Consider the following 18,163-nt stretch of genomic DNA (forward strand, 5'->3'; position numbering starts at 1 on the left):
GCTAGCCGTTGTCGGCTAGCCCTTTTCGCAGATGTCCTCCAGCATCGCGAACAGCGTGCGGGTCGGCACGCCGGTCGCACCCTTGGGCGTGTAGCCCCACGGGCTGCCGGTGTTGTAGGCCGGGCCGGCCACGTCGATGTGCGCCCAGGCGACGCCGTCGGCGACGAACTCGCGCAGGAACACCCCGGCGACCAGCATGCCGGCGAAGCGCTGCCCACTGATGTTGGACAGGTCGGCCACCGTGGACTTCAGGTCGTCCTTGAGTTCGTCGGGCAGCGGCATCGGCCAGCCGTTCTCGCCGACCCGCTGTGACACCGCGGCGACCCGGTCGCGGAACTCGTCGCTGCCCATCACGCCGGGAATGCGCGCGCCCAGCGCGACCGTCTGCGCCCCGGTCAGGGTGGAGGTCTCCATCAGGTAGTCCGGCTCGTCCTCACACGCCCGCACGATGGCATCGGCCAGGATGAGCCGGCCCTCGGCGTCGGTGTTCTGCACCTCGACGGTGGTCCCGCCGTACTGGGTCAGCACGTCGCCGGGGCGCTGCGCGGTGGCCGACGGCATGTTCTCCGCCATCGGCACCGTGGCGATCACGTCGATGGGCAGCTGCCGCTGGGCGGCCAGGGCGACGGTCGCGACGACCGCGGCCGCACCGCCCATGTCCGAGGTCATGTAGTGCATCGACGCCGCCGGCTTGATCGAGATGCCGCCGGTGTCGAACGTGATGCCCTTGCCGACCAGCGCCACCCGCTTGGCCTGCTTGGGCTTCTTGGCCAGCTTCGAGCCGCGATGGATCAGCCGCACCAGCCGCGGCGGGCGCGACGAGCCCTGGCCGACACCGATCACCCCGCCGTAGCCGCCCTTCTGCAGCGCCTTGTCGTCGAGCACCTCCACCTCGAGACCGACGGCCTCGCCCAAAGCCTTTGCGCGCTTGGCGAATTCGGCGGGGAACAGGTGGCTGGGCGGGGTGTTGACGAAGTCCCGCGCGGTGGCCACGGCCCTCGCCACGGCCGCCCCGTGCGCGCTTTGGTCCTTGGCGTCCTTGCCGGTGGACAGCACGGTGATGCTGCGCAGGCCGTTGTCTTTCGGGGCGGTCTTGTCGCTGCGGAACTCGGTGAACCGGTAGCCGCCCAGGATCAGGCCCTCCACGGCGGCCGAGCAGACGGAGTCACCGGGCAGCCCGGCGAGGGTGGTGAGCACCGCCTCGCTGCGGCCCAGCGATCGCGCCGCCACCCCGGCGGCGCGCCGGATGGTGTCGGCCGGCCACTCCAGGCGGGGCTTGCCCAGCCCGATCGTCAGCACGCTGGCCACCGGCAGCGACGCCACCACCAGCCGGTGCACCTGCTCGCTCGCGCCGGTGGCCTCCAGCGCGCGCAGGCCGGCCTCGATCTCGGCGACGGCGTCGGCGGACAGGAACGGGCCGGTCGCGGAGACGACAGCGCCCGGCTTGTCCTCGTCGCCGGTCGAGACGACCGGCACCAGCAAGACCGCGGAGCCCACGCCTCGTTTGGGCAGCGTGCTTGCGACGTTAACGGTGGGGGCGCTATAGCCCGGTTCGGTGCTCACGGCAAACCACCCTAATCGCCGGGGCGGCGGCGCTACCGGGCAGCGTCCCCGCCGTGCAAGTCGAACGCTGTCACGGGGTCGTCAAAACCCTTGAGCACCAACGGGTCCTGCTCGAGCGCGGGCCAGCCCGCCAACTCGTCGCGCACATCGGCCGCGGCCAGGATCTGTCCCGGTGCCGCCGCGGCCACCAGCCGGGCGGCCAGGTTGACCGGGATGCCGAAGTAGTCGCCGTTGATGGCCAGCACCGTGCCGTAGGCCAGACCGGCGCGCACCTGCAGGCCTTCGTCACGGGCGCGCGGATGGTCGACGAGGTCGAGCGCGGCGCGCGCGAGCCCCTCGGCCGACGAAGACACCCACATCACGGCGTCGCCGATGAACTTCACCACCCGCCCGCCGTCGGCGTGCACCACGTCGGCGACGGTGCCGCCGAACTCGGTGAGCAGGTTCGACAGCTGCGCGGGCGTGAGCGTCTGGGTCAACGCGGTGAAGCTGGACAGGTCGGCGAAACCGACGCCGCACACGACGCTGGCCGACGTGTCCCGAAGGACGTTCTCGAAGTACGTGCGGGCGCTGGTCAGATGGTGCCGGTGCACGACATCGATCAGGGCGCCGATGCGGGGCACGAACTCCGCGACCGAGCGGTAGGCCTGCGCCGTGGCCAGCTCGTCGCGCGTGTAGGTCATCTGGATGTCGGGCGTCCCGGCCCGGATCATCGTCGACTCCGCCTCCGCCAGGCGGGCCATGGCGGCGCCGAGCACCCGCAGCAGCCCGAACGCGCCGTCCTCGCCCACCACCCCCTTGACCGAGAGCCAGGTGGCCAGGGCGTCCACGTCGGCCTGGCTCAGCGCGGGAACCTCGGGACCGGCGACGGTCAGCCCGAGCAACGCCCACGCGTGCGCCACGTCGTCGGGCGAAATGCCGAGCTGCTCGGCGGCGGTCTGCACCGTGTACGTCGGGCGCCCCGACCAGGCCAGGACGTCGCCTGCGAGCCCGAACAGCCGGCCGCGGCGCTCGGCGGCGACCATCTCGTCGACGGTGAAGCCCAGCCCGGCGAGGTACTTGATCAGGTCGGCCCGCTCGCGGGCGTTGGCGATCCCCGCGGCCTCGAGCTCTCCGAAATCCAGGGAGTCGACCACCTACCACAGTGTGCCAGCCGGGGCGCCGATTAGGGTGGGTCGCCGTGACCGAGCTACTCAAGGGGCCCCTGGAAGACCGCCATCGCGAACTGGGCGCCAACTTCGCGGAGTTCGGCGGCTGGCTGATGCCGGTGTCGTATGCCGGCACGGTCAGCGAACACAACGCCACCCGCAACGCGGTGGGCCTGTTCGACGTCAGCCACCTCGGCAAGGCGTCGGTCCGCGGGCCCGGCGCCGCGCGGTTCGTCAACGCCGCGCTCACCAACGACCTGGGCCGCATCGGGCCCGGTAAGGCTCAATACACGCTGTGCTGCACCGAATCCGGCGGCGTCATCGACGATTTGATCGCCTACTACGTCGACGACGACGACATCTTTCTGGTGCCCAACGCCGCCAACACCGCCGCGGTGGTCGAGGCGCTGCGCGCCGCCGCCCCCGAAGGCGTGACCATCACCGACGAGCACCGCTCCTATGCCGTGCTGGCCGTGCAGGGCCCGCGGTCCACGGAGGTGCTCGGGGCGCTGGGCCTGCCGGCCGACATGGACTACATGGGCTACGCCGACGCGACCTACTCGGGAGTGCCGGTTCGCGTGTGCCGCACCGGATACACCGGCGAGCACGGCTACGAGCTGCTCCCGCCCTGGGACTCCGCGGGAGTGGTGTTCGACGCGCTGGTCGAGGCGGTGCGGTCGGCCGGCGGCGAACCGGCCGGCCTGGGCGCGCGCGACACGCTGCGCACCGAGATGGGTTATCCGCTGCACGGGCACGAGCTTTCGCTCGACATCTCGCCGCTGCAGGCCCGCTGCGGCTGGGCGGTCGGCTGGAAGAAGGACGCGTTCTTCGGCCGCGACGCGCTGCTGGCCGAAAAGACCGCCGGGCCGCGCCGGCTGCTGCGCGGGCTGCGGATGGTCGGCCGCGGGGTGTTGCGGCCCGGGCTGACGGTGCAGGCCGGCGAAACACCGGTCGGGATCACCACATCCGGGACGTTCTCGCCGACGCTGCAGGCCGGTATCGGGCTGGCGCTGATCGACGCCGACCCGGGAATCGAGGACGGTCAGCGCGTCACCGTCGACGTCCGCGGCCGCGCCGTCGAGTGCGAGGTGGTCCGCCCGCCGTTCGTCGCCGTGAAAACGCGTTAGCCGCCGGGGATTAACGTGGCAAAAAACCAGTGGTGCGCGGATATAGAATCGGCCGCATGACCAGCGACTCACCCGAGTTCACGGTTCTGCGCACGGCCACCCCGGCGACCGACGCAGAGCGCGAATCAGTCCTGGCCGAGCCGGGATTCGGCAAATACTTCACCGACCACATGGTGTCGATCGACTACGCCGAGGGCAAGGGTTGGCACAACGCGCGCGTCATCCCCTACGGCCCGATCGAGCTGGACCCGTCGGCGCTGGTGCTGCACTACGCGCAGGAAGTGTTCGAGGGGCTCAAGGCGTACCGCTGGGCCGACGGCTCTATCGTGTCGTTTCGCGCGGAGGCGAACGCGGCCCGGCTGCGGTCGTCGGCGCGGCGGCTGGCGATCCCCGAACTGCCGGAAAGCCTGTTCGTCGAATCCCTGTCCCAGCTCATTGCCGTCGACGAGGCCTGGGTGCCGCGGGCCGGGGGCGAGGAGGCGCTGTACCTTCGGCCGTTCATCTTCGCCACCGAGTCCGGGCTGGGCGTGCGCCCGGCCAAGCAATACCGGTATCTGGTAATCGCGTCGCCGGCCGGTGCGTACTTCAAGGGCGGCATCAGCCCCGTCACCGTCTGGGTGTCGACGGAGTACGTGCGCGCCAGCCCGGGTGGCACCGGCGCGGCCAAGTTCGGCGGCAACTACGCGGCCTCGCTGCTGGCCCAGGCCGAGGCCGCCGACAACGAGTGCGACCAGGTGGTGTGGCTGGACGCCGTCGAACGCCGCTACGTCGAGGAGATGGGCGGCATGAACATCTTCTTCGTGCTCGGCAGCGGCGGGTCGGCGCGGCTGCTCACCCCGGAGCTGTCCGGCTCGCTGCTGCCCGGCATCACCCGAGATTCGTTGCTGCAGTTGGCAATCGATGCCGGATTCGCGGTCGAGGAACGCAAGATCGACATCGACGAGTGGCAGAAGAAGGCCGCCGCCGGCGAGATCACCGAAGTGTTCGCCTGCGGCACCGCCGCGGTCATCACCCCGATCGCGCGGGTGAAGCACGGCGACTCCGAATTCACCATCGCCGACGGGCAACCCGGCGAGGTCACGATGGCGCTGCGCGACACGCTCACCGGAATCCAGCGGGGCACCTTCGCCGACACCCACGGCTGGATGTCCCGGCTGGGCTGACACATCGATGACGTAGCAGTCTCCGCGCGCCCCGACGGGGCGGGCACCCGTCGCTGGGTACCGGCGGCGATCCTGGCGGCCGCCACCGCGGCCGGGGCGACGGCGTCGTGTGTGGTCCAGCTGGTCCGGGTGCGCAGTGGCGAGCCCGGATACATCGACGCGCTGGTCTACCGCGCCGGCGGCCACGCGCTGCTCGCGGGCAACCCGATCTACGCCGGCGACTTCGGGGTGGTCAACCACTCGCCGGGCGGGCTGCCCTTCACCTATCCGCCGTTTGCCGCGCTGCTGTTCGTCCCGCTGGCGATCGTGCCGGCCGGCGCCGCGATCGCGGCGCTGGTCGCTCTCAACGCCGCCGCCTGCGCGGGGCTCTTCGGAATCCTGCTCGCCGCCACCCGCCGCGGCTGGGACCGGCTGCGCGGCCTGGGCCGGCTGACCGCCCCCACCTCGGCCAGGACGGCAACCGCGACGCTCGTAGCCGCGCTGGTGCTCGTGCTCAGCACCCCGATCCAGGGCGACTTCACCTACGGTCAACTGGACCTGATCCTGGCCGCCGCGGTGGCCCTGGACGTATTGGCGCCTTCGGTGCCGTGGCCGCGCGGGTTGCTGGTCGGCCTCGCCGCGGCGATCAAGCTGACCCCCGCGGTCTTCATCGGCTATTTCCTGGTGACCCGGCAGTGGCGGCCCCTGGGCGTCTCGCTCGGCGCCGCGGCGGCGGCGGCGGCGGTGGGCTGGCTGGCGGCCCCCGCGGACACCGTCCGCTACTTCTCCGCGGCCGCGTTCGACCCCGCGCGGATCGGCCAGCTGACATTCGCGTCCAACCAATCGCTGCGCGGGGTCATCGAACGCGTCCCTGCGCTCGACCCGTTGCGTGGCGTCGCCGCGGTGGGCGCGACGCTCGCGGTGCTGGGCCTGGCCGTCGTCGCCATCGAGGTCAGCCGCCGGTCCGGGGACACCGTCGCGGCGATGCTGTCCGCCGCGTTCATCGGGCTGTTGTGTTCGCCGGTGTCGTGGGGGCATCACTGGCTGTGGCTGTCGGCGACGGCCGTGGTTCTGCTGACCCGTTGGGCGGCCACCGGCGGCGCGGGAAACCTCGTCGCCGGGATCGCCGTGTCCGTCGTGGTCCTGGTCCCGCCCTGGCTCTTCCTGCCGCACGACCACGGCCGGGAGCGGCGGTGGAACGGGTTCGAGCACCTGATGGGCGGCGTGTGGGCGCTCGCCGCGCTCGCGCTGCTCGCGTGGTTTGCGACGCCGCGCAATCCGCACAAACCATCGCGCGCGCTTCGTATGGACCAAAAGACGTAGGAGGCCGAGTACTTCGGCGCGCGGCCGCCGCTAGAAGCGCGCCAGCGCCGCCAGCGCCACCGCGCTCACCGTCGCGGTCAGCTCGATCGCGGCGCCCAGCACGTCGCCGGTGATGCCGCCGAAGCGGCGCACGCAGTGCCCGACCAGCACCGCGGCGGCGCCGAGCCCCACCAGCACCGCCACCGGCCCCTGCCACGGCCGCGGCCCGGTCAGCAGCGACACGGCCAAGAGCACCGCCAGCCACGCGGCCACCACCGCCGCGGGCTGGCTACCGGCCACCCGGGCGCCGAGCGCGCTGCCCTCGGCCGCCGGCACCGTGCGCCGGCAGGCCAGCACCGCGGCGACCCGGCCGGCGAAGACCGCCAGCAGGACATCGGCCGGCCGCGACGCCGAGAAGGCCAGCCCCTGCAACAGGATCACCAGTACCACCGCCGCCACCCCGAACGGGCCGGTCGACCCGTCGCGCATCACCGCCAGCGCGCGCTGCGGCGGGCCGTAGCAGCCCAGCCCGTCGGCGGTGTCGGCGACGCCGTCGATGTGCAGCCCGCGGGTCGCCAGCAGCAGCGCCGCCACGGCGAGCAGGCCGGACAGCGGGCTGGACGCGCCGAAAACCCAAGCGCCGCACCACGTCACACCCGCGGCCAGCGTGCCCAGCGCGGCGCCGACGACGGGCAGCGCGGTCATCGCGGCACGGCCCATGGGCGCGCTGCGTGTCCCCGGCACGGGCAGCACCGTGCCGAACGCGAAAGCCGTTGCCACCGAACGCATCACGAGGGTGCCGTGGGAGAGGGGCCGGTCGCCCCGGCAACCCCGGCCTCCATGAACGTCGCCATCGACGACAACGCGGCCACGGCGGCGCGCAGCACCGGCAGCGCCACCGCGGCGCCGGTGCCCTCGCCCAGGCGCATGCGCAGGTCCAGGATCGGGTCCAGCTCGAGGGCGGCCAGGGCCAGCTGATGGCCGGGCTCGGTGGACCGGTGCCCGGCCTGCCACCACGCCCGGGCGCCGGGCGCCAGGCGCTCGGCGACCAGCGCCGCGGCGGTCACCGCCATGCCGTCGAGCAGCAGCGGCGTGCGCCGCACCGCGGCCTGTGCGCAAAAGCCCGCCATCGCGGCCAAATCCGCGCCGCCGCAGCAGCGCAGCAGCCCGACCGGGTCGGGCAACACGGCCCGCGCCCGGTACAGGGCGTCGCGCACCGCGGCGGTCTTGCGCGCCCAGCCGGCGTCGTCGATCCCGGTCCCGGAGCCGACCACCGTGACCGGCTCGGCGTTGGTCAGTGCGGCCACTAAAACCGCTGCCGCGGTGGTGTTTCCGATCCCCATGTCGCCGGCGATGAGCAAGTCGGCGCCGGCGTCGACCTCCTCGTCGGCGATGTCCCGGCCCGCGGCGAGGGCGGCGGCGGTCTCGTCGTCGGACAGCGCGTCGCCGACCGTGATGTCGCCGCTGCCGCGCCGCACCTTGTGCGCCCCGATGCGCTCCGAGGCCGCCTCGGCGTCCACGGCCAGGTCCGCCGGCCGCACCGTCGCGCCGGCGATGCCGGCCAGCACGTTGATCGCCGCGCCGCCCGCGTCGATGTTGGCGACCATCTGGGCGGTCACCTCCGGCGGGTAGGCCGACACCCCCGAGCGCGCGACACCGTGGTCACCCGCGAAGACCACCACCCGGGCGCGCCCGAATTGCCTTGGCGGGCAATGCCCCTGGCACGACGCGACCCAGACCGACAGGTCCTCGAGGCGGCCCAGGGCGCCGCGCGGCTTCGTCAGCGTGTCCTGGCGGGCGCGGGCGGCGGCCGCGGCGTCCGCGTCGGGCGGCGATACCGGTGCGAAGTCCATCACGCCCCCGGCGGTTTGATCTGCACGGCCTGCCCGGCCACCACCAGCACCACCCGATCGCACAACGCGGCGACGCGCTGGTTGAGGTTGCCCATTTCGTCGGCGAAGCGACGACCGGACGCTGTGGCCGGCACCACGGCCAGCCCCACCTCCGCGCTGACCAGCACCAGCGTGGAGCCGAATTCGCCGATGGCGGAGACAATTTGGTCCACCGGGGCGGATACCGACCCGCCGCTCCACCCGTCGTTGCGGTCCAGCGTGCGGGTCAGCCATACGCCGAGGTCGTCGACGAGCGTGGGGGTGCCCCCAGAGCCTCGCAATTGCGCTGTGACGTCGCCGGTTTCGACCGTCGACCAATGCGCGGGCCGGCGCTCGCGGTGCCGCGCGATGCGGTCCGCCCACGCGGTGTCGGCCGGGTCCGCCGCCGCGGTAGCGAGATAGCACACGGGCTGGCCGGGCGGCAGCGACGTGGCGATGGCTTCCTCGGCCCAGCGGGACTTGCCCGACCTGATCCCGCCGAGCACCAGGGTGCGCACCGGAATCAGGCGGCTTTCGGGCGCCGGTCAGTCAACACTGCTGCCGCGCTCGACCTGCGGCCGGGGGGCCCGCATGCGGCGCAGTTGCGAAGCCCGGCCCGCGGCGTAAAGGCCCAGCTTCCAACGGCTTTCGGTGTTATTCGGGAACTTTGCGTCCACCAGCCTGCTGATTTTGCGGCCCAGAACGAGCCCGTCGATGCTCATCAGGAGCATCAGCACCAGCATCGCCGGCGACGCGTACAGCTGCAGCTGCGGCACCCCGAACGACATGAACAACAGCAACAGCGTCGCCGGCATGAACAGGCCCAACACGTTGCGCCGGGAGTCCACCACGTCGCGCACATAGCGCCGGACGGGTCCCTGATCGCGCGGCAACAGGTAGGCCTCGTCGCCGGCCAGCATGCGCTCGCGGCGATCCGTCATGCGCGCGCGGCTGGCGACGCGCTCGGTGCGGCGCTCCTGGCGGCTGAGTTTGGGACCGGCCATCGACTTGCGCCGGGCGCGCGCCTCGCTTGCGGTCATGGGCGCCGGCGCGACCGGTCCCTTTTTCGCGTTGCGGCGGGCCTCGCTGCGCTTGGGTGTGGGCCGGCCCTTGGGTCCGGTCCGGCCCGGCCCGCTGCCCCCGGAACCGTCGGCGACGTCGGTGCCCGCCTCCGGTAGCGCCTCGTCGAGGCTGTCCTGCCGATCGTCCTCCTGGCCCCTCTTACGGCCCATTAGCTTCACAGTGGCCAGGTTACTTCGCCCGAAGACCACCGGGTAACGCCCCCGGAAGGCATTCTTATTAGCCATGCGCCAGCCCGGCGCGTGGACCTACGCTTGACGGTGATGAACGGCTACCTGTGATGGACGACGGCACGATGGCATCGGATGACGCTGCCGATGTCCTTGCGCCCGGGCGTCTTCGGCTGCCGGCCATGCAGGTGCTGGTCGCCCCGGATTGTTATGGGGACAGCTTGTCCGCCGTGGAGGCCGCCGCCGCCATCGCGACGGGCTGGACCCGATCCCGTCCCGGCGACCGGTTCACCGTCGCGCCTCAGTCCGACGGCGGCCCCGGTTTCGTCGAGGTGCTGGCGAGCCGGCTGGGGGAGAAGCGGCGGCTGCGGGTGTGCGGGCCGTTGGACGAGACCGTGGAGGCCGCCTGGGTGTTCGACGCCCGCTCGTCGACCGCGTACCTGGAATGCGCGCAGGCCTGCGGCCTGAACCTGCTCGGCGGCCCGCCCACCCCGGAGACCGCCCTGGCCGCCCACAGCAGCGGCGTCGGGCAACTCATCGACGAGGCGTTGCGGGCCGGGGCGATGCGGATCGTGGTCGGCCTGGGCGGCAGCGCGTGCACCGATGGCGGGATGGGCATGATCACCGAGCTCGGCGGCCTGCAGGAGGCGCGCCAACGCATGACCAACGTGGACCTGATCGCCGCCTCGGACACCGAATACCCGCTGATGGGCCCGTGGGGGGCGGCCAGGGTTTTCGGACCGCAGAAGGGCGCGGACACCGCCGCGGTCGCCGCGCTCGAGGTGCGCCTCGAGGCATGGTCGCTGGACCTGGAGGCCGCCGCGGGGCGGGATGTGAGCTCGGAGCCGGGGGCGGGCGCCGCCGGGGGGATCGGGGCCGGGCTGCTGGCGCTGGGCGGTCGGTGCGAATCGGGGGCGGCGATCATCGCCGAACACACCCACCTGGCCGACGATCTCGAGGCCGCGGACATGATCGTCACCGGCGAGGGCCGCTTCGACGAGCAGTCTTTGTTCGGCAAGGTGGTCGGCTTCATCGCGGACTCGGCCCGCCCGCTGGGCATCCCGGTGATCGTGCTGGCGGGCCAGGTCGGCCTGGAGAACGCCGCGGTGCGCTCGTCGGGCATCATGTCGGCGCTGTCCATCGCCGATTACGCCGGTTCGGTGCGGTTGGCGCAGGCCGACGCGGCCAACCAGCTGATGGGTTTGGCATCCGAAGTGGCGGCGCGGCTCGGGAATAGCGGTCCCGCAAGGTACCGTTGAAGGAGTGGACTCTGGGCGACTGGCCCTACCCGCGAGATTTTCCGCGATTTCCGTGAGGCATGTAGGAGAAGCAATGACGGTGCAAAACGAGTCGAGCGCCAAGACCCACGGTGTGGTCCTGACCGATTCCGCCGCGACCAAGGCGAAGTCCCTGCTGGACCAGGAGGGCCGCGACGATCTGGCGCTGCGCATCGCGGTGCAGCCGGGCGGGTGCGCCGGCCTGCGCTACAACCTCTTTTTCGACGACCGCAGCCTGGACGGCGACCTGACCGCGGAGTTCGGCGGCGTGACCCTGACGGTCGACCGGATGAGCGCGCCCTACGTCGAAGGCGCGTCCATCGACTTCGTCGACACCATCGAGAAGCAGGGCTTCACCATCGACAACCCCAACGCCGCCGGTTCCTGCGCGTGCGGGGATTCGTTCAACTGAGCTGACCGCACGGGGCGCGTCAGAACGTGCCCCCGGTGCGCAGCACGTACGAGCAGACCTCGATCTGGCCGCGCTGGAAAAGCAGTTGCGCCACGCCTTGGACCTCGCCGCGCACCGGACCCCCGGCCGGCGGTGACACCCGCATCGTGAACAGCGCCTGGGCCTGGTATTGCGACAGGTAGACGATCTTGTCGATCGAGGTCACCTGCACCTCGGAGAACTGTTTGCGAAAAGCGTCGCTGCTCATCTTGGCCAGCGCCTGATCCGAGCGTTTATCGCGCACGCCGTCGTACATTCCGCACAGCGCGTTGCGGACGATGACGTCGATGTTGCGGTGGTCCAGGGCGTCCAGGTACTCCTGGATCGACGCCTTGGCCGCGCCCTCCGACAGCGACGTACCGGTGTTGGCCCCGTTGGTGCGGACCCCGTACGTGATCGCCAGCGTCAGCGCTGCCACCAGCGCGACGGCCATCAGCGCGCCGACGATCAACCGGCGCCTGGACCGTGGTGCCGGGTAGGGAACCGGCGGGGGCGGCCCGGGATAGCCGGGCGGCTGGGGGTACTGGGGCGTTGGTCCGCCGGCGCCGACAGTCTGGTTCGGCGGGTGCGGACCTGCCATTGCGTCTCCTACGGTGGTGGACGAATCGTGTGCGGACGGGATGAGCGGGCCCGGGGTTTCCCCTTGGCAGGCTAGCGCAGACGTCGCGCCGACCGTGCAACGACGACGCCCGATGCGGCTGAGTAAGCTAGGCGGCCTTACTAACGATGGATGGAGATTTCGTGACGATCGCGGTGACAGGTTCGATTGCGACCGACAACCTGATGCGCTTTCCCGGCCGGTTTTCCGAGCATCTGCTGGCCGAGCACCTGCAGAAGGTGTCGCTCAGTTTCCTGGTCGACGACCTGGTGATCCATCGCGGCGGCGTGGCCGGCAACATCGCCTTCGCCATCGGTGTGCTGGGCGGTGACGTCGCATTGGTGGGCGCGGCCGGCGACGACTTCGACGACTACCGTCGGTGGCTACAGTCCCACGGCGTCAACTGCGACCACGTGCTGATCTCCCGAACCGCGCACACCGCGCGGTTCGTGTGCACCACCGACCTTGACATGGCCCAGATCGCGTCGTTCTATCCGGGCGCGATGTCGGAGGCCCGCAACATCAAGCTGGCCGACGTGGTGTCCTCGGTCGGCGAACCGGACCTGGTCATCATCGGCGCCAACGACCCCGACGCGATGGTGGTGCACACCGAGGAGTGCCGCAAGCTCGGCCTGCGCTTCGCCGCCGACCCGTCCCAGCAGCTGCCCCGGCTGTCCGGCGAGGAGATCGACAAGCTCGTCGACGGCGCGGCCTACCTGTTCACCAACGACTACGAGTGGGAGCTGTTGCTGTCCAAGACCGGCTGGTCGGAGGCCGACGTGGCGGGCAAGGTCGACCTGCGGGTGACCACGCTGGGCGCCAAGGGCGTGGACATCGTGAACCGCGACGGCACCACCACCCACGTCGACGTGGTGCCCGAGACCAGCCAGACCGACCCCACCGGCGTCGGCGACGCGTTCCGGGCCGGCTTCCTCACCGGGCACAGCGCCGGGCTGAGCCTCGAGCGTTCGGCGCAGCTGGGTTCGCTGGTGGCGGTGCTGGTGCTGGAGTCGACCGGAACCCAGGAGTGGGCGTGGGACCTCGCGGCCGCCAAGGCCCGGCTGGCCGACGCCTACGGCGACGACGCCGCCGCCGAGATCGCCGCGGTGCTGGCCTAGTCCCTCGTGCCTAGAGCTCGACGGGGTACACCGGCTCGCTGATCCGCGGCACCACGGTGTGTTCGACGAAGATCGCGTGCCACAGCATGAAGATCAGCACCGTCCACAGCCGGCGGCTGTGATCGCTTGTGCCGGTTCGATGTTCGTCGAGCATCCGGCGCACGGCCGCGCGGTTGACGAGGTGATCGGCCCGTGACGAGTCCACCGTCGCGTACGCCCACTCCAGTAGCTCGCCCGCGCGCAGCCAATGCCGGATCGGCACCGGGAACCCCAGCTTGGGCCGGTGCAGGACGTGCGCCGGAACGATCGGCTCCAGCGCCCGGCGCAGCGCGTACTTGGTGGTGGTGCGCGTGATCTTGGCCTCGACGGGGAGTCGGGAGGCCACCGCGAACACCTCGGGGTCCAGGAACGGCACCCGAAGCTCCAGCGAATTGGCCATCGTCATCTTGTCGGCCTTGACCAGGATGTCGCCGCGCAGCCAGGTGAACAGGTCGACATGCTGCATGCGCGCGACCGGGTCCCAGCCCGTCGACTCGGCGTAGACCGGCGCCGTCACGTCGGTGTGGGTCCACTCCGCGCGGAACCCCGGCAGCACGTCGCGCAGCTGCGCGTCGGAGAAGCTGCGGGCGTTGCCGTAGTAGCGCTGCTCGAGCGTCAGCGACCCGCGATGCAGCAGGCTCTTGCCGCGCATGCCCTCCGGCAGCGGCTTGGACACCTTGCCCATCGACTGCCGCAGCGGCCGCGGCAGGTACTCGAAGGGCTTGAGCGACAACGGTTCCCGGTAGATGGTGTAGCCGCCGAACAACTCGTCGGCGCCCTCGCCGGACAGCACCACCTTGACGTGCTTGCGGGCCTCGCGGGCGACGAAGAACAGCGGCACCAGCGCCGGGTCGGCGACCGGCTCGTCGAGGTACCAGACGATCTCGGGCAGCGCGGCGACGAACTCCTCGGGGCTGACCACCTTGGCGATATGGCGCGCACCGATCGCCTCGGCCGAGGCCACCGCGACGTCGATCTCGGAGAACCCCTCCCGCTCGAAGCCGGTGGTGAACGTGATCAGCCGGGGGTTGTGCCGGATGGCCAGCGCCGCGATGGCGGTGGAGTCGATGCCGCCGGACAGGAAGGCGCCGACGGTGACGTCGGCGCGCATGTGCTTGGCCACCGAGTCCTCGAGCACCGCGGTGATCTCGTCGTAGCGGGCCTGTTCGGTGTCGCGGGTGATCGGCGTGGCGATGAACCGCGGCACGAAATACCGGCTGACCTGCGGCGGCTGACCGGGCCGGATGCGGGCGTAGCAGCCCGACTCCAGCCGGCGCACCCCGCGGTGCAGGGTCTCGGGTTCGGGCACGTACTGCAGCACGGTGTAGTGCTGCACCGCCCGCTCGTCGATTTCGGTGTCGAACCCGACCAGCCCGGCCAGGTCCATCAGGCATTTTTTCTCGCTGGCCACCGCGGTGCCGCCGGCGCCGGTCGCCATGAACAGCGGTTTGATGCCGAACGGGTCGCGGGCGCAGATCAATTCGCGGGTGACGGTGTCCCACAGCGCGAAGGCGAACATGCCGCGCAGCCGGGTCAGCAGCGCGGTGCCCCAGTGGTGGTAGCCGGCGGCGATCGGCTCGCCGTCGCCGTCGGTGTGAAACACCACGCCGTGGGCGCCGGCCAGTTCGTCGCGCAGTTCGAGGTAGTTGTAGATCTCGCCGTTGAACACCAGCACGTAGCGGTCCGGCGCGTCGGGCGGCCCCCACCGCAGCGGCTGATGCGAATGCGCGATGTCGATGAACGACAGCCGGTTGAAGCCGAACACGACCGCACCGTCGGCGTCGGGGTCGAACAGCCCGCCGGGCTCGTCGGGGCCACGGTGACGCATCAGGCGTAACGCGCGGGCGATGGCGTCGTCAGTGCCGGCCTCGGAAGCCTCGGCGCCGCCCGGGGCCGCGACGAACGCCAGCAGACCACACACGGCGCCCCAGTATGCCGCACTCGGGCCGCGTCCGCGGCCGCCACACACGCGGGAGCGGTCGGGGCTTCGTCACCGGGGCCAGGCGCGTGGTCTACGCTGCGTAGTATTCGATGTCCGAGCAGGAGGCGCCAAGGTGACACCTCGCGAGCAGAACCGTCCGTCCCGTCGTCTGCGGCCGCTGGCGCTGGCTGCGACGCTGGGCGTGCTGGCGGTGACGCTGAGCGGATGCAGCTGGTCCGAGGCGCTGGCCATGGGCTGGCCGAGGGGCATCACCCCGGAGGCCGACGTCAACCGGCAGCTGTGGATCGGAGCGGTGGTCGCGTCCCTGATCGTCGGGGTCATCGTGTGGGGGCTCATCTTCTGGTCGGCCGCGTTCCACCGCAAGAAGGCGACCGACACCGAGTTGCCCCGCCAGTTCGGCTACAACATGCCGCTGGAGCTCGGCCTGACCGTGACGCCGTTCCTCATCATCTCGGTGCTGTTCTATTTCACCGTGGTGGTGCAGGAGAAGGTCCTGCACCTGGCCAAGGACCCCGAGGTCGTCGTCGACATCACGTCCTTCCAGTGGAACTGGAAGTTCGGCTACCAGAAGGTCGACTTCAAGGACGGCACCCTGACCTACGACGGCGCCGACCCCGCGCGCAAGCACGCGATGGTCTCCAAGCCGGAAGGTAAGGACGCGCACGGGGAGGAGCGCGTCGGCGCGATCCGCGGGCTCAATCCCCAGGACCGCACCTACCTGAACTTCGACAAGGTCGAGACCCTGGGGACGGCCACCGAGATCCCGGTTCTGGTGCTGCCCGCCGGCAAGCGCATCGAGTTCCAGATGGCCTCCGCCGACGTCGTGCACGCGTTCTGGGTGCCGGAGTTCCTGTTCAAACGTGACGTGATTCCCAACCCCGAGGCCAACAACAGCGTCAACAAGTTCCAGGTCCAGGAAATCAGCAAGACCGGCGCGTTCGTCGGCCACTGCGCCGAGTTCTGCGGCACCTATCACTCGATGATGAACTTCGAGGTTCGGGTGGTGGCGCCCAACGACTTCAAGGCCTACTTGCAGCAACGGATCGCCGGGAAGAGCAACGCCGAGGCATTGCAAGCGATCGCCCAGTCGCCGGTAGCGGTGACCACCCACCCGTTCGACACCCGCCGCGGCGAGATGACCGCAAGCCAGTAGGTTAGGACGCTCAATGCACATCGAAGCAAGGCTGTTCGAATTCGTCGCCGCGTTCTTCATCGTGGCGTCGGTGCTGTACGGGGTGCTGACCGCACTGTTCGCCACCGGCGGTGAGGAGTGGGCGGGCACCACCGCGCTGGCGCTGACGGCCGGGCTGGCGTTGATCACCGCGACCTTCTTCCGGTTCGTCGCGCGCCGGCTGGACACCCGGCCCGAGGACTACGAGGGTGCCGAGATCAGCGACGGCGCAGGGGAATTGGGGTTCTTCGCCCCGCACAGCTGGTGGCCGATTCTGATCGCCCTGGCGGGCTCGGTGACGGCGACGGGCATCGCGCTGTGGCTGCCCTGGCTGATCGTCGCCGGGGTGGTGTTCGTCCTCGCGTCGGCGGCCGGATTGGTCTTCGAGTACTACATGGGCCCCGAGAAGCACTGATTTGCGACTCGAAGGTCACAATCCGGGCATCAGTTGACTCGTGGCCCCTTTGCCGAGACTTCGTTGCTCTGTTCGGTTCGGTAGGGTTGCCCAGGCACAATGAGAAACTTCCCAGCGCGCGCGCAACGAGGCAGTGGCGGAGCCCCGCGCGCTGGTGACGCGGTCGGACAGGGCAGGGAACTATGAGCGGGCCGAAGCCTCCGGGATGGGAACCTGGCGACCCGGATTCTTCAAGCGACACCGTCGGCGAATCGACGCCCGAGGCCCCGCACGAGCCGGCGCCCTTGGACGACAGCGCCGAATTGCCGGCCGCCGACCAGACCGGCCAGACCGACGCGTACTCGCGGGCCTACTCCGCGCCCGAATCCGAGCACTTCCTCAGCGGCTCGTACCTGCCCGCCGACCTGAGGCTGTACGACTACGACAGCTACGACGAACCCGCCGATCCCGACGCAGAACGCCACGCCCCGCGCTGGCCGTGGGTGGTCGGCATCGCCGCCATCGTCGCCGCGATCGCGCTGGTGGTGTCGGTGTCGTTGCTGGTCACCCGCACCGACACCAGCAAGCTCGCCAACCCCGCCACCAGCACCGCCTCGACACCGCCGATACAGGACGAGATCACGACGACCAAGCCGCCGCCCCCGCCGCCCCCGCCGCCGCCCCCGCCGACGACCGAAGCGCCGCCGCCCCCCACCGAGACGCAGACCGTGACCGTGACGCCCCCGCCGGCACCGGCGCCCGCGCCGGCACCCGCCCCGGCGCCGCCCCCCGCCACCTCGACGGCCGCGGCGCCGCCACCGACCACGACGCCGACGGGCCCACGGCAGGTGACGTATTCGGTGACCGGCACCAAGGCGCCGGGTGACATCATCTCGGTGACCTACGTCGACGCCTCGGGTCGCTCACGCACCCAGCACAACGTGTACATCCCGTGGTCGATGACGGTGACGCCGATCTCCACCTCCGACGTCGGCTCGGTCCAGGCGTCCAGCCTCTTCCGGGTCAGCCGGCTCAACTGCTCGATCACCACCAGTGACGGAACGGTGCTGTCGTCGAACAACAACGACTCGCCGCAGACGAGCTGCTGATGGTCAGCAAATATTCCGCCTATCGGCGGGGTCCGGACACCATCCCGCCGGACGTCATCGATCGCATCCTGCTGGGCGCGTGCGCCGCCATCTGGCTTGTGCTGCTGGGCGTGAGCGTCGCCGCCGCCGTCGCGCTGGTCGATCTCGGGCGGGGTTATCACAAGGTGGCCGGCAGCTCGCACACCCCGTGGGTGCTGTACGCCGTCATCATCATCTCCGCGCTGATCATCGCCGGGGCGATCCCGGTGCTGCTGCGGGCGCGCCGCATGGGCCTGATCGAGCCGTCGGCGCGGCCGGGCGCGGGGCCGGCGCGCGGGGCGGACCGGCCGCCGGTGCGCCTGATGTCCCCCAAGCCGCGCACCGCGGCCGAGCGGGCGCGCCAGCAGCGGTTGCAGGCCGCGCAGCCGGCGGCCGAGTGGTCCGGCGCGGCCGTGGACCGGGTCTGGTTGCGCGGCACAGTGATTGTGGCGGGCACGATCGGTGCCGCGCTGATCGCGGTCGCGGCCGCGACCTACCTGATGGCCGTCGGCCACGACGGCGCGTCGTGGGTGGGTTACGGCCTGGCCGCGGGGATCACGGCGGGCATGCCGGCGATCGAATGGCTACACGTTCGCCAGCTGCGCCAGCTGGTCCATTAGCCGTTCGCCGTTTTGCGATGAAG

18 protein-coding genes are annotated in these 18,163 nt (G+C 71.1%); 10 read left to right on the forward strand and 8 right to left on the reverse strand.

The window, feature by feature from the left end; translation table 11 throughout:
- Positions 1-15 precede the first annotated feature (15 nt).
- Together AC5Y43_RS22340 and AC5Y43_RS22345 are read right to left on the reverse strand one after the other, a co-directional pair.
- Positions 16-1,563, reverse strand: a complete 1,548-nt coding sequence (locus tag AC5Y43_RS22340; protein WP_499976110.1) for a leucyl aminopeptidase — start codon at positions 1,561-1,563, stop codon at positions 16-18.
- A 32-nt stretch (positions 1,564-1,595) separates the two neighbouring features.
- Complete coding sequence (locus tag AC5Y43_RS22345) at positions 1,596-2,699, reverse strand: adenylate/guanylate cyclase domain-containing protein (RefSeq protein WP_499976112.1); 1,104 nt, start codon at positions 2,697-2,699, stop codon at positions 1,596-1,598.
- 44 nt (positions 2,700-2,743) lie between these two features.
- Between AC5Y43_RS22345 and gcvT the strand changes: the two genes are divergently transcribed.
- From gcvT to AC5Y43_RS22360, 3 genes are all read left to right on the forward strand, one after another.
- On the forward strand, positions 2,744-3,838 hold the full coding sequence (gene gcvT, locus AC5Y43_RS22350; protein WP_499976113.1) for a glycine cleavage system aminomethyltransferase GcvT: 1,095 nt from the start codon (positions 2,744-2,746) through the stop codon (positions 3,836-3,838).
- Positions 3,839-3,894: 56 nt separating this feature from the next.
- Positions 3,895-5,001: a branched-chain amino acid aminotransferase gene (locus tag AC5Y43_RS22355; RefSeq protein WP_499976115.1), complete on the forward strand. Its 1,107-nt coding sequence runs from the start codon at positions 3,895-3,897 to the stop codon at positions 4,999-5,001.
- A 111-nt stretch (positions 5,002-5,112) separates the two neighbouring features.
- Positions 5,113-6,303: a glycosyltransferase 87 family protein gene (locus tag AC5Y43_RS22360; protein WP_499976116.1), complete on the forward strand. Its 1,191-nt coding sequence runs from the start codon at positions 5,113-5,115 to the stop codon at positions 6,301-6,303.
- A gap of 30 nt (positions 6,304-6,333) precedes the next feature.
- Here AC5Y43_RS22360 and AC5Y43_RS22365 read toward each other — a convergent pair whose 3' ends face one another.
- From AC5Y43_RS22365 to AC5Y43_RS22380, 4 genes are read right to left on the reverse strand one after another with little or no spacing between them, the layout of a single operon-like run.
- A complete protein-coding gene (locus AC5Y43_RS22365) occupies positions 6,334-7,074 on the reverse strand; it encodes an adenosylcobinamide-GDP ribazoletransferase (RefSeq protein ID WP_499976118.1) in 741 nt (246 codons plus the stop codon).
- The gene (cobT, locus tag AC5Y43_RS22370) at positions 7,071-8,138 is read right to left on the reverse strand and encodes a nicotinate-nucleotide--dimethylbenzimidazole phosphoribosyltransferase (protein WP_499976120.1); all 1,068 of its coding nucleotides are present in this window, start codon (positions 8,136-8,138) and stop codon (positions 7,071-7,073) included. The genes AC5Y43_RS22365 and cobT overlap by 4 nt, the downstream gene beginning before the upstream one ends.
- Positions 8,135-8,671 (reverse strand): bifunctional adenosylcobinamide kinase/adenosylcobinamide-phosphate guanylyltransferase, encoded by a 537-nt coding sequence (locus AC5Y43_RS22375; RefSeq protein WP_499976121.1) that lies wholly within the window; start codon positions 8,669-8,671, stop codon positions 8,135-8,137. Before AC5Y43_RS22375 ends, cobT begins: the two co-directional genes overlap by 4 nt.
- A 27-nt stretch (positions 8,672-8,698) precedes the next feature.
- Positions 8,699-9,394 (reverse strand): DUF3043 domain-containing protein, encoded by a 696-nt coding sequence (locus tag AC5Y43_RS22380; RefSeq protein ID WP_499976123.1) that lies wholly within the window; start codon positions 9,392-9,394, stop codon positions 8,699-8,701.
- Positions 9,395-9,585: 191 nt separating this feature from the next.
- On the opposite strand from AC5Y43_RS22380, the gene AC5Y43_RS22385 reads away from it, so the two are divergent.
- Positions 9,586-10,662 (forward strand): glycerate kinase family protein, encoded by a 1,077-nt coding sequence (locus tag AC5Y43_RS22385; protein WP_499976229.1) that lies wholly within the window; start codon positions 9,586-9,588, stop codon positions 10,660-10,662.
- A 73-nt stretch (positions 10,663-10,735) separates the two neighbouring features.
- Positions 10,736-11,092 carry a HesB/IscA family protein gene (locus tag AC5Y43_RS22390; protein ID WP_499976124.1) on the forward strand — a complete coding sequence of 119 codons (357 nt, stop codon included), beginning with the start codon at positions 10,736-10,738 and terminating at the stop codon, positions 11,090-11,092.
- Positions 11,093-11,111: 19 nt separating this feature from the next.
- Here the strand turns inward: AC5Y43_RS22390 and AC5Y43_RS22395 are convergent, their stop codons facing one another.
- Positions 11,112-11,711, reverse strand: a complete 600-nt coding sequence (locus AC5Y43_RS22395) for an Rv0361 family membrane protein (RefSeq protein WP_499976125.1) — start codon at positions 11,709-11,711, stop codon at positions 11,112-11,114.
- 161 nt (positions 11,712-11,872) lie between these two features.
- Between AC5Y43_RS22395 and AC5Y43_RS22400 the strand changes: the two genes are divergently transcribed.
- Positions 11,873-12,847: a carbohydrate kinase family protein gene (locus AC5Y43_RS22400; protein ID WP_499976126.1), complete on the forward strand. Its 975-nt coding sequence runs from the start codon at positions 11,873-11,875 to the stop codon at positions 12,845-12,847.
- 10 nt (positions 12,848-12,857) lie between these two features.
- Here AC5Y43_RS22400 and asnB read toward each other — a convergent pair whose 3' ends face one another.
- The gene (gene asnB / locus AC5Y43_RS22405) at positions 12,858-14,807 is read right to left on the reverse strand and encodes an asparagine synthase (glutamine-hydrolyzing) (RefSeq protein WP_499976127.1); all 1,950 of its coding nucleotides are present in this window, start codon (positions 14,805-14,807) and stop codon (positions 12,858-12,860) included.
- A gap of 133 nt (positions 14,808-14,940) precedes the next feature.
- Between asnB and ctaC the strand changes: the two genes are divergently transcribed.
- The 4 genes from ctaC (at position 14,941) to AC5Y43_RS22425 (ending at position 18,140) form a co-directional block, all read left to right on the forward strand.
- Entirely contained in the window at positions 14,941-15,981 is a 1,041-nt protein-coding gene (gene ctaC, locus AC5Y43_RS22410; protein ID WP_499976128.1) for an aa3-type cytochrome oxidase subunit II, read from the forward strand.
- 13 nt (positions 15,982-15,994) lie between these two features.
- Positions 15,995-16,414: a cytochrome c oxidase subunit 4 gene (locus tag AC5Y43_RS22415; protein WP_499976129.1), complete on the forward strand. Its 420-nt coding sequence runs from the start codon at positions 15,995-15,997 to the stop codon at positions 16,412-16,414.
- A 182-nt stretch (positions 16,415-16,596) separates the two neighbouring features.
- A complete protein-coding gene (locus AC5Y43_RS22420; RefSeq protein ID WP_499976130.1) occupies positions 16,597-17,502 on the forward strand; it encodes an MmpS family transport accessory protein in 906 nt (301 codons plus the stop codon).
- The gene (locus AC5Y43_RS22425) at positions 17,502-18,140 is read left to right on the forward strand and encodes a DUF2561 family protein (RefSeq protein ID WP_499976131.1); all 639 of its coding nucleotides are present in this window, start codon (positions 17,502-17,504) and stop codon (positions 18,138-18,140) included. Before AC5Y43_RS22420 ends, AC5Y43_RS22425 begins: the two co-directional genes overlap by 1 nt.
- Positions 18,141-18,163: the final 23 nt, after the last annotated feature.

This window comes from Mycobacterium sp. NGS57 (assembly GCF_059812405.1).

Excerpts from the sequence above, each read along its gene's own strand:
- AC5Y43_RS22385 (WP_499976229.1), top strand. The coding sequence starts at position 9,586 with ATGCAGGTGCTGGTCGCCCCGGATTGTTATGGGGACAGCTTGTCCGCC.
- AC5Y43_RS22425 (WP_499976131.1), top strand. The coding sequence starts at position 17,502 with ATGGTCAGCAAATATTCCGCCTATCGGCGGGGTCCGGACACCATCCCG.
- AC5Y43_RS22390 (WP_499976124.1), top strand. The coding sequence starts at position 10,736 with ATGACGGTGCAAAACGAGTCGAGCGCCAAGACCCACGGTGTGGTCCTG.
- AC5Y43_RS22415 (WP_499976129.1), top strand. The coding sequence starts at position 15,995 with ATGCACATCGAAGCAAGGCTGTTCGAATTCGTCGCCGCGTTCTTCATC.
- AC5Y43_RS22420 (WP_499976130.1), top strand. The coding sequence starts at position 16,597 with ATGAGCGGGCCGAAGCCTCCGGGATGGGAACCTGGCGACCCGGATTCT.
- AC5Y43_RS22355 (WP_499976115.1), top strand. The coding sequence starts at position 3,895 with ATGACCAGCGACTCACCCGAGTTCACGGTTCTGCGCACGGCCACCCCG.
- AC5Y43_RS22395 (WP_499976125.1), bottom strand. The coding sequence starts at position 11,711 with ATGGCAGGTCCGCACCCGCCGAACCAGACTGTCGGCGCCGGCGGACCA.